The sequence below is a fragment of the Streptomyces colonosanans genome, from assembly GCF_001866645.1.
Taxonomy (GTDB): Bacteria; Actinomycetota; Actinomycetes; order Streptomycetales; family Streptomycetaceae; genus Streptomyces; species Streptomyces colonosanans.
On the sequence record NZ_MLYP01000113.1, the window covers coordinates 1 to 9,828 of the forward strand.

Consider the following 9,828-nt stretch of genomic DNA (forward strand, 5'->3'; position numbering starts at 1 on the left):
CGGAAACGCTCCTCGGTACGTGGGGGAGGGACGGAGTGCGTGCGGGGTGGGCGGGGAGGGGGCCGATGCGGTAGAGGACCTCGGGGTCGTGCGGTCCGTCGGGGAACTGGCCCGCCTCGAACAGGACATCGCGCTCGACGCTTGCGCCGTGCCGGGCGGCGAACGAGGTGAAGAGCCGTTCGGAGGCGGTGTTGCCGGGGGTGATCGTCGTCTCGATCCCGGTCACCCCGTGCTCGGTCGTCACTCGCGCCATGAGCACGTCGAGCAGGCGCGCGGCGAGCCCGCGTCCGCGGTGGGCGGTGTCCACCGCCACCTGCCACACCAGGAGGGTGCGCGGGCGGTCGGGCCGCAGGTACGCGGTGACGAACCCGACGGGCCGTCCGTCGCCGGTGCGCGCCACCACCGAGGTGCCGGCGAAGTCACGGCACCACAGCAGGTAGCTGTAGGAGGAGTTGAGGTCGAGGGCTTCGGAGTCTTTGGCGATGCGCCAGAGTGCGGCCCCGTCCGTCACCTCCGGATGGTCGATCCGTACCCCCTCCGGCAATTCGAGGAATTCCGCTTGCAGGTCTGCTTGTGCGGCGGTCATGCAAATGGAATTTACCCAGGTAAATGCGAAATCGCATCGCCGTGCGGGGTTACGGGCGGAGGCCTTGTGTGTTATCGCGCGGGCGCGCACGTTCACGCGAAGGCCGGGGTGGTTGGTGAGATTTTGTCCATGGAATAACGGGCGAAAAGGGGCGTGATGTGGGGTCGATCACACTCCGGCAATCCCTATGGGGCGTGCCCGGATTACGGTGGTTGGCGTCCGTGGGAATCTCTGCGTTTAAGCCGTGGGAAAGCGGGCAGGAGAATGCGGGGAGCTGTTCTGGAGGAATTCGAGAATTATGACGGAAGGGGGCCGTTGAATAATGTCGATTTCAGGCGCCGGTCACCCCGTCGATGCGTTCCCGCACGATGTCCGCGTGGCCGTTGTGACGGGCGTACTCCTCGATCATGTGCACGTACACCCAGCGGAGGCTGACCTCCAGCCCGTTCATGGAGCCACCGCCGGGGATCCGCCCCACATCATCGAGGGAGAGGCCGGCGCACACCTCGCGTCCGCAGGCGATCTCCCGCCGCCACACGGTGAGCGCCTCGTCGAGCCCACGCCCCGGGCTGAGCCGGTACCCCGTCTCCTCCTCGAACACCGGAGGCAGTCCGGCTTCCCCGAACGCCCGCTGGAACCAGTTCCGTTCGACCTCGGCAACGTGCTGGACCAGCCCCAGCAGGGTCAGCGCCGACGGCTCGGCCGACGCGAGCCGCAGCTGGGTGTCATCGAGCCCCGCGCACTTCAGCTCCAGCGTGGCCCGGTGGAAGTCGAGCCAGCTTTCGAGCATGGGCCGCTCCTCGCCGGTCATCAGGGGGACCGGGCGGCCGTCGGGGAGGGTCTGGGGCGCGTTGGTGGTCATGCGGGGAGCATGGCAGAGGGATGTGACGACGGTGCGTTTTCAGCGAGCGGCGATCCGCGACGCGTCACGGCGCCCCCAGGGGGCGGGGACCCTCCGGCCCCGCCCCCGTGCATTGCTGTCCTACTTCCAGGCCGCCGCGGCCGCCTGCCGGGCCGCCTCCACGTCCACCGCCGCCCCGGACGCGCCGAGCGCGGTGCCCAGCGCGGCCAGGCTCGCCTGGACGACCTCCACCGTCGCGTCGGCCCCGTAGTGGTTGACGCGGATCATCTCCTTGGCCAGCGCGCCCCCGCCCGCGGCCAGCGGCAGCGCGGGGTCGGCCTCCAGGGACTTCGCCACCAGCTCCGCCGCGACCACACCGGACGGCGTCCGCAGCGTCGTGGCGACCGGCGCCGCCTGAGCGGCCTCGTACACATACGGCTCCAGGCCCCCGCCCAGCGCGACCGCACCCGCCCGCGTCGCCGCCGCGGCGGACCGGTGCCGGGCCATCACCGTCTCCAGGCCGTCCGCCTCGATCCGCTCCACGCACGCTTCCAGCGCCAGCATCTCCAGCTGTGCCGGCGCGTGCAGCAGTGCCTTCCGGCCGCCGTCGATCCAGCGCTCCTTCCAGTCGAGGAGCGACAGGTACGAGCGGCGCGGCGCCTGCGGGTTGGCCGCCATCCGGGTCCATGCCCGCTCGCTCACCGACACCGCCGACACGCCCGCCGGGCCGCCCATCGCCTTCTGTGCGCCGATCACGCACAGGTCCACGCCCCAGGCGTCCGGCAGCACCGGCTCGGCGCCGACCGAGGCGACGGCGTCCAGGTAGAACAGCGCCCCGTGCTCCTGTACGACCGCACCGATCTCCGTCACCGGGTTCGTGTTCCCGGTCGCCGCCTCCGCGTGCACCAGCGACACGAAGTCGATCTCCGGGTGCTCGGCCAGCGCCTCGCGGATCTGGTCCGCGGTGACCGCCGTGTGGAACGGCACGGCCAGGTCGTGGACCGTCGCGCCACAGTCCCGCAGCCAGTTGCCGAAGGTCTGCCCGTACGGGCCCGTGATCACGTTCAGCGCCGTCGTGCCGGGACCGGCGCACCCGCGGATCGCGCCCTCCAGCGGCAGCAGCGCCTCGCCCTGCATGATCACGACGTCCTGCGCGGTGGAGAGCAGTCGCGCCACCCGGTCCTCGATCGAGGCGAAGCGGTCGGCGCTCAGCGGGGCGAGGTCCAGAAAGGGGTGGGTCACGGCGGTGCTCTCTTCACTCACGGGTTCGACGGAGTCGAGGGTAACCGGCGCCCGTCCCGCCCCTTCACCGGTGGCCGGTCGTCGTGCACGGCCTCGCCGGCTCGGGGCCTCAGCGGGGTGGTGGTGCCGCACAGCACGCACGGCGCAGGGGCGAGCATCTGCGGTCCTAGGGCTGTTCGAGAGGTACGTCCGCCAACGCGTCACGCAGCGCCACCCGGAGAACGCCGACACCCGAGTGCTGGACGTCTACGAGGGCCAGGACGACAACGGCGGCCGCGTCATCATCCGCCAGTCCGACGGCGCCTCCCACCACGCTGCCGACGCTGGCGCCTTGTCCACATCGGTACCGGCGGCAACGAGACGTTCTACCTCCACCCGACCGTCTGATCCGCCGTCCCCCCGGTCCCCGCGCCGGGAACCGGGCGGGCGGACCGCCGCCCCCGCACTGCCATCGCCTTGTCGATCGCGAGCTGCTTGGCGAGGATCATGGGCCGTGACCTTGGCACTTCCCGAGAAGAAGCCCTCCGACAGGTGGACGGGACCGGCCGGGGCCGAATTAAGGTGCGGTACATGAGCGATCACGCGGTGCTGCATGTGAAGGGGCGGGTGCTCGTCGGGCCCGAGGACGTTCGCGACGAGGTGTGGGTGGTCGGCGGCCGGATCGCCTATGAGCGCCCCGTCGGCGCGCGCGACATCCGTACCGTCGAGGGCTGGGCGCTGCCCGGCCTGGTCGACGCGCACTGCCACGTCGGCCTCGATGCCCACGGCCCGGTTTCCGACGACGTCTCCGAGAAGCAGGCACTCACCGATCGTGACGCCGGCACCCTGCTGCTCCGCGACGCGGGTTCTCCGTCCGACACGCGCTGGATCGACGACCGCGACGACCTCCCCAAGATCATCCGGGCCGGCCGGCACATCGCGCGCACCCGCCGCTACATCCGCAACTACGCCTGGGAGATCGAACCCGAGGACCTCGTCGCCTACGTCGCCCAGGAGGCCCGGCGCGGCGACGGCTGGGTCAAGCTGGTCGGCGACTGGATCGACCGGGAGGCCGGGGACCTGTCCGCCTGCTGGCCGCGGGAGGCCGTCGAGGCCGCGATCGCGGAGGCGCACCGCCTGGGCGCGCGCGTCACCGCCCACTGTTTCGCCGAGGACTCGCTGCGGGACCTGGTCGAGGCGGGCATCGACTGCATCGAGCATGCCACCGGCCTGACGGAGGAGACGATCCCGCTGTTCGCCGAGCGAGGTGTGGCGATCGTCCCGACCCTCGTGAACATAGCGACCTTCCCGAAGCTCGCGGACGGCGGGGAGACGAAGTTCCCGCGCTGGTCCGCACATATGCGACGGCTGCACGAGCGGCGGTACGACACCGTGCGGGCCGCGTACGACGCCGGGATCCCGGTGTTCGTGGGCACCGACGCGGGCGGTTCGCTGCCCCACGGGCTGGTGGCGGCGGAGGTGGCGGAGCTGGTGACCGCCGGGATCCCGCCGGTGGCGGCGCTGTCGGCGACCGCGTGGGGCGCCCGGCGGTGGCTGGGCAGGCCCGGCCTGGAGGAGGGGGCACCGGCGGACCTCGTGGTGTACGAGGCGGATCCGCGTGCGGACGTACGGGTGCTGGCGGCGCCGCGGCGGGTGGTGCTGAACGGGCAGGTCGTCGGGTAGGCGCCCGCAACCGCGTGCCTCCGTCACGCCCCCGGTACGGGTGATGCGGTGGCGGCGCCGGGGAACAAGCGTGCCGCGAATTCCGAACATGTACGCGAGAACACCACGATGGAGTGAAGTCGCGCGGTATTGCTGACGGAGCGTTCCGCGGACGGTGATTCTTTCCGGGTCCCAAGCTTGTCCTCACTGGGGGTCCCACCACCTTGAATCGCATCAACTTCCGCATGCCCGCACGCCGTCTGGTCACCGTCGCGGCGGCCACCTCCCTGGCCGCCGCTCCCGCGGCGCTGGCCGGCGCGGGCTCCGCGCACGCGACCACCGACCACGGTCGCGCCGGCGCCGTCGTGCTGCGCACCGGGCTCGACGTGTCCCTGCTCAACAAGACCGTGAACGTTCCCCTCTCGGTCTCCCTCAACGAGGTGCAGGCGCCGCAGAGCGCAGAACGGACCGCGCTGTCGGCCCGCCTCGACGGTGTCGACGGCGGGCGCCCGTTCAGCGTGCTGAGGGCCGACGTCGCCACGTCGAAGGCCACGGTGTCCGCGACGCGCGCGGAGGCCATGACCCGTCTCGCGCACGCCCGCGTCCATGTGCCCGGTCTGCCGTTGCTGTCCCTCATCGAGATCGACGGCGTCACGTCGAAGGCGGTCTGCGAGGCCGGTCAGAAGCCGGTCGCCTCGGCGAACCTGCTGGGCGCGGTGACCGTGCTCGGCAGGAAGGTGACGCTGTCCGCCGGTGGCACCACGGACGTGAAGGTGCCGGGCATCGGGGAGGTACGCCTCGATGTGGCGCCGACGCGCACCACCACGCGCACGGCGGCGGCCTCCGCGCTCGAACTGACGGTGTCCGTGAACCCGCTGAAGCTGAACGTGGCGGAGGTCAAGGGCACGGTGACCCTGGCGGGCGCGACGTGCGAGAGTCCGACGGGCGCACCGGTCGCGTCGTCGTCGCCGGTGGCGTCCTCCGCGCCGGAGAAGGCATCCGCGAAGGACGTGAAGCCGCAGGAAGCACCCGCGGGAGACGCGAAGCCCCAGGGGGCGCCCGCGAAGGAGGTGAACCTCGCGGAGACCGGAGGAAGCTCGGCCACGCCGTACGTCGTGGGCGGGGCGGTCGCGCTGCTGGTCGCCGGTGGGGGAGTGGTGGGGCTGGCGCGTCGTCGTCGTGGGTGACAACAGTCGGTAGACGGCCTGATGGGGGCGGGCACGGCGGTCGCCGTGCCCGCCCCGGCACAGCCGATGCCGCTGGGGCCGGCGGGGGCGGAGGACGCGGCGTCGGCGTTGCTGATGGCGCGCCCGCGGGCGCGGCGGATCGAGGTCACCGGGGAACGGGCCGACTCCACCACGACGCGGGCGGAACCCTGACAGGACCACGACGGTGGGGTCCCGTGCCGGGCCCCTCGCGAGACGTCCGACGGGTGCGGGAGCCTGGCCCGTTCAGCGGCGGATGAGGCCGAGGCTGGTGGCGGTGGCGACGGCGGCGGTGCGTGAGTCGACGCCGAGCTTGGTGTAGATGCGGGCCAGGTGTGACTTGACGGTTCCCTCGGTGAGGTGGAGGCGGTCACCGATGGCCTGGTTGGACAGGCCCTCGGCGACCAGCGCGAGGACTTCGGTCTCACGCCGGGTCAGAGTGGTGCGGGGCGCGCGCAGCCGGTTCATGAGCCTCTCGGCGACCGCGGGGGCCAGGGTGGTGCGGCCGGCGGCGGCAGTGCGCACGGCGGCGGCAAGGTCCTCGGGAGGGGCGTCCTTGAGGAGATAGCCGGTGGCGCCGGCCTCGATGGCGGGCAGGGTGTCGGCGTCGGAGTCGTACGTGGTGACGATCAGAACGCGGGGTGCGCCCGGTCGGGCGGTGATCGCGGCGGTGGCCTCGGCGCCGTTCATGCCCTTGCCGAACTGCAGGTCCATGAGCACGACGTCGATGTCGCCCTCGGCGGCCCGGGCGATGGCGTCCTCGGCGGTCGCGGCCTCGGCCACCACGACGAGGCCGGGTTCGGTCTCCAGCACGGCGCGCAGCCCGGCCCGCACCACGGGATGGTCGTCGGCCAGAAGGAGGCGGATGGGGGTGTCGGTCACGGGCGGGCCTCCGGCTTGGTCTCGGCGGGCGGTGCGAGGGGCAGCTGGGCGGCCAGGGCGGTGCCGTGGCCGAGGGCGGATTCGACTGTCAGGGTGCCGCCGAGCGCATGGATACGGGCGCGCATGGCCGCCAGGCCGAAGCCACCGCTCGCGGGGTCGGGCGCGGGCAGCTGGTCGGGGTCGAAGCCGGTGCCGTCGTCGACCACGGTGAGGGCGACATGGTCGCCGAGGTAGCCGAGGCTGACCTCGGCGGTGGTGGCGTGGGCGTGGCGGACGGTGTTCGCGAGGGCGGACTGGGCGATGCGCAGCAGGGCGACCTCGTGCGCGGTCGGCAGCGGCACCGGGTCGCCGGTCAGCCGGGAGCGTGCGGTGATCCGGTGGCGGGCGCTGGTGGTGGCGCACAGGCGTTCCAGCGCGCCGGCCAGGGTGGTGCCCTCCAACGCCGGGGGAGCGAGGGCGGCGACGAAGCGGCGGGCCTCGGCAAGGTTGTCCACGGCGGCCTGACGGGCTGCCTCCACGTGGCGGGCGGCGGCATCGGGCCGGCCGGGCAGGGCGCGTTCCGCAGCGCGCAGCAGCAGCTGGATGCTTGAGAGGCCCTGAGCGAGAGTGTCGTGGATCTCGCGGGCCAGTCGCTCGCGTTCGGCCAGCACACCGGCGGTGTGCTGGGCCTGGGCCAGGTCGGCGCGGGTGGCGGTGAGCTCCTCGATCAGGCGCCTGCGTTGTTCGTTCTCCCGGTACAGGGCCTGGTATCCCCACACCACCGCCACCGCGACGGCGGCACCGATTGCGGGGCCGATCGCCATGGCCGGGCTGAAGGAGCCCTGGTGGGCGGAGAAGGCGGTGATCGCCGCGAGAGCGGTGGCGGCCACGGCGGGCGGTCCGGCGCGGCGCGGCAGCAGGTGGAGCTGGAGGAAGTACAGGGGGAAGGCCACCCACACCCCGTCGGCGGACAGGGCCAGCAGCACCAGCCATATGGCGCCCATGGCGGCCAGCCACCAGGCGGCGGCCCGCCGGGAGTGGCGGACGGGGGGCAGGAGCGGCCCGGCGGCGTACACCAGAGCGCACGCCGCCGCCACGGCGACGATCGCCCCGGCGTGCGGCTGGCCGTCGATCACGGCCCGGCCGCCGGTCAGGCCGAGCAGGCCGATGACCAGCAGGTGCAGGCACCAGGCCAGGGCCCGGGTGGTCGGGGTCAGGGCGGGGGCAGCGGTGTTCACAGTCCTTCCAGACTAAGGAATCAGGTCCCAAACGGCTTCCATCGAAAGTTAGAACCCGTGTGCCGCCTTCCGATCCGCGAAGTGCTGCCCCACGCCAGATGCGTACGCGGTGGGCCGACGGCGATGGTGGAGGCATACCGCTTCCACCATCGGAAAGGACGGGCCAAGGCCGTGTTCGTCGCCTGGAGAGATCTGAAGTTCGCCAAGGGGCGCTTCGCCCTGATGGGGACCGTCATCGTGCTGATCTCCCTGCTCGTCGGGCTGCTGTCCGGGCTGACCGCCGGGCTGAGCCAGCAGAACATCTCCGCGATCACCGGCCTGCCCGCCGACAAGATCGCCTTCCACGCACCCGGCGACGGACAGGACCTGTCGTACGCCAACTCCACCGTCACCGAGAAGCAGTGGCGGCAGTGGGCCGACAGCCCCGGCGTCACCAGCGCCGAACCGCTGGGCATCACCACCACCAAGGCCACCGCCGGTGAAAACAGCGTCGGGGTCTCCGCCTTCGGTGTCCAGCCCGGTTCCCACCTCGCTCCGGACAGCGGCAAGCTCGACGAGCACGCGGTGGTGTTGTCCACCACGGCCGCCGACGACCTCGGCCTGAGGGTCGGCGGCACCTTCACCCTGGCCGGTCAGAAGCTGACGGTGGCCGCCGTGCGGGGCGACGCCTCCTTCAGTCACACCCCGGTCGTCTGGACCAGTCTCGACGTCTGGCGGAAGACCGGAACCCCCACCGGAGACAGCGACGGCCCGACCGCGACCGTGATCGCCCTGAACACCACCGCCGACGCCGACGTCACAGCCGTCGACAAGGCCGCAGGCACCAGGACGGTCTCCAAGGACGACTCGCTGTCCGCGATCGGCTCCTACACCTCCGAAAACGGTTCCCTGCAACTGATGCGCGGCTTTCTGTTCGCCATCTCCGCCCTGGTCATCGGCGCCTTCTTCACCGTCTGGACCATCCAGCGCAGCGGCGACATCGCCGTCCTCAAGGCCCTCGGTGCCTCCACCGCCCACCTCCTCAAGGACGCCCTGGGCCAAGCCGTCGTCCTGCTTGCCGGCGGTGCCCTGATCGGCACCGGCATCGCCGCCGGAATCGGCGCCATCGTCGCCGGCACGGCGGTGCCCTTCGCCCTGACGCCCGCCACCGTCCTGGTCCCGGCCGCTGTGATGATCCTGCTCGGCGCGCTCGGGGCCGCCCTGTCCATCCGCCGCATCACCTCCGTCGACCCGCTGACCGCGCTGGGGAGCGCCCGATGAGCCTGAAGCTGACCGACATCACCCTCACCTACCCCGACGGCGACTCCCGCCTGACGGCTTTGGACCAGGTCACCCTGGAGGTGCCCAAGGGCAGTCTGACCGCCGTGGTCGGACCGTCCGGCTCCGGCAAGTCAAGCCTGCTGGCCGTCGCCGCCACCCTGATCACCGCCGACGCCGGCACCGTCACCATCGACGGAACCACCACCACCGGCATGACCCGCGGCGAACTCACCGACCTGCGCCGCCACAAGATCGGCATCGTCTTTCAGCAGCCCAACCTGCTGTCTTCTCTCACTACCGCCGAACAACTCCAGGTCATGGCCGAGATCGACGGCCGCTCCGCCGCCAAGGCCCGCGACCGGGCCATGGAACTGCTCGACGCCGTCGGCCTCGCCGACCACGCGCACCGTCGCCCCCACCAGCTCTCCGGCGGCCAACGCCAGCGCGTCAACGTGGCCCGCGCCCTGATGAACGACCCCACCGTCCTCCTGGTCGACGAACCGACCAGCGCCCTCGACCACGAACGCGGCGCCGCCGTCATCGATCTGATCACCCGCCTCACCCGCCAACAGGCCACCGCCACCGTCCTGGTCACCCACGACCGCACCCACCTCACCGCCGTCGACCAGATCGCCGAAGTCCACGACGGACGCCTCAGCCTCCCGACACCAGCGGGCTGACCGACAACCACGAGCACGAGGTCGGCGGCATCGACGCCCGCCCGGGCTGTCGGGATCGGGCAGGCCCTTCGTGCTCGGTCCCGGTGTACGGGCCGGGAGCGGATCTGTACGGGGCGAAGAACGCGCAGGGGGCCATGGTGCATCTAGTGCCGCAACAGGCAACGTTTGCCCCGTCGCGACGCCCGGCACGCCTCCCCCAAGCTCTTCGAGCAGGGGGTACCCCCACTCGCCGCGCCGACCGAAAGCCCAAGTACGTCCAGTACGAGGGCTTCCG

At 72.0% G+C, this 9,828-nt stretch carries 11 protein-coding genes; 5 read left to right on the plus strand and 6 right to left on the minus strand.

Translation table 11 applies throughout. The features are described 5' to 3' along the window. The 4 genes from ectA to BIV24_RS34710 form a co-directional block, all read right to left on the minus strand. A partial coding sequence (gene ectA, locus BIV24_RS29990; protein ID WP_071369625.1) for a diaminobutyrate acetyltransferase occupies window positions 1–586 on the minus strand: 586 nt, incomplete at its 3' end. A gap of 331 nt (window positions 587–917) precedes the next feature. After that, complete coding sequence (locus BIV24_RS29995; protein WP_071369617.1) at window positions 918–1,448, minus strand: DinB family protein; 531 nt, start codon at window positions 1,446–1,448, stop codon at window positions 918–920. Window positions 1,449–1,568: 120 nt separating this feature from the next. Then, complete coding sequence (locus tag BIV24_RS30000; RefSeq protein ID WP_071369618.1) at window positions 1,569–2,669, minus strand: pyridoxal-phosphate-dependent aminotransferase family protein; 1,101 nt, start codon at window positions 2,667–2,669, stop codon at window positions 1,569–1,571. Between the two features lie 166 nt (window positions 2,670–2,835). After that, on the minus strand, window positions 2,836–2,982 hold the full coding sequence (locus BIV24_RS34710; RefSeq protein WP_177198875.1) for a hypothetical protein: 147 nt from the start codon (window positions 2,980–2,982) through the stop codon (window positions 2,836–2,838). 257 nt (window positions 2,983–3,239) lie between these two features. On the opposite strand from BIV24_RS34710, the gene BIV24_RS30005 reads away from it, so the two are divergent. The 3 genes from BIV24_RS30005 to BIV24_RS34715 all read left to right on the plus strand — a co-directional run bounded on the left by BIV24_RS30005 (window position 3,240) and on the right by BIV24_RS34715 (window position 5,689). After that, window positions 3,240–4,331, plus strand: coding sequence for an amidohydrolase family protein (locus BIV24_RS30005; RefSeq protein WP_071369619.1), 1,092 nt, complete (start codon window positions 3,240–3,242; stop codon window positions 4,329–4,331). Window positions 4,332–4,534: 203 nt separating this feature from the next. After that, window positions 4,535–5,497, plus strand: coding sequence for an SCO1860 family LAETG-anchored protein (locus tag BIV24_RS30010; RefSeq protein ID WP_071369620.1), 963 nt, complete (start codon window positions 4,535–4,537; stop codon window positions 5,495–5,497). Window positions 5,498–5,518: 21 nt separating this feature from the next. Then, window positions 5,519–5,689 carry a hypothetical protein gene (locus BIV24_RS34715; RefSeq protein ID WP_177198876.1) on the plus strand — a complete coding sequence of 57 codons (171 nt, stop codon included), beginning with the start codon at window positions 5,519–5,521 and terminating at the stop codon, window positions 5,687–5,689. 72 nt (window positions 5,690–5,761) lie between these two features. Here the strand turns inward: BIV24_RS34715 and BIV24_RS30015 are convergent, their stop codons facing one another. Further along, window positions 5,762–6,397, minus strand: a complete 636-nt coding sequence (locus BIV24_RS30015) for a response regulator (RefSeq protein WP_071369621.1) — start codon at window positions 6,395–6,397, stop codon at window positions 5,762–5,764. Further along, a complete protein-coding gene (locus tag BIV24_RS30020; protein WP_071369622.1) occupies window positions 6,394–7,614 on the minus strand; it encodes a sensor histidine kinase in 1,221 nt (406 codons plus the stop codon). The genes BIV24_RS30015 and BIV24_RS30020 overlap by 4 nt, the downstream gene beginning before the upstream one ends. Before the next feature lie 171 nt (window positions 7,615–7,785). On the opposite strand from BIV24_RS30020, the gene BIV24_RS30025 reads away from it, so the two are divergent. After that, a complete protein-coding gene (locus BIV24_RS30025) occupies window positions 7,786–8,874 on the plus strand; it encodes an ABC transporter permease (RefSeq protein ID WP_071369623.1) in 1,089 nt (362 codons plus the stop codon). After that, window positions 8,871–9,554, plus strand: coding sequence for an ABC transporter ATP-binding protein (locus BIV24_RS30030; RefSeq protein ID WP_071369624.1), 684 nt, complete (start codon window positions 8,871–8,873; stop codon window positions 9,552–9,554). The genes BIV24_RS30025 and BIV24_RS30030 overlap by 4 nt, the downstream gene beginning before the upstream one ends. Window positions 9,555–9,828 lie beyond the last annotated feature (274 nt).

Excerpts from the sequence above, each read along its gene's own strand:
- BIV24_RS29995 (WP_071369617.1), bottom strand. The coding sequence starts at position 1,448 with ATGACCACCAACGCGCCCCAGACCCTCCCCGACGGCCGCCCGGTCCCC.
- BIV24_RS30005 (WP_071369619.1), top strand. The coding sequence starts at position 3,240 with ATGAGCGATCACGCGGTGCTGCATGTGAAGGGGCGGGTGCTCGTCGGG.
- BIV24_RS34715 (WP_177198876.1), top strand. The coding sequence starts at position 5,519 with ATGGGGGCGGGCACGGCGGTCGCCGTGCCCGCCCCGGCACAGCCGATG.
- BIV24_RS30030 (WP_071369624.1), top strand. The coding sequence starts at position 8,871 with ATGAGCCTGAAGCTGACCGACATCACCCTCACCTACCCCGACGGCGAC.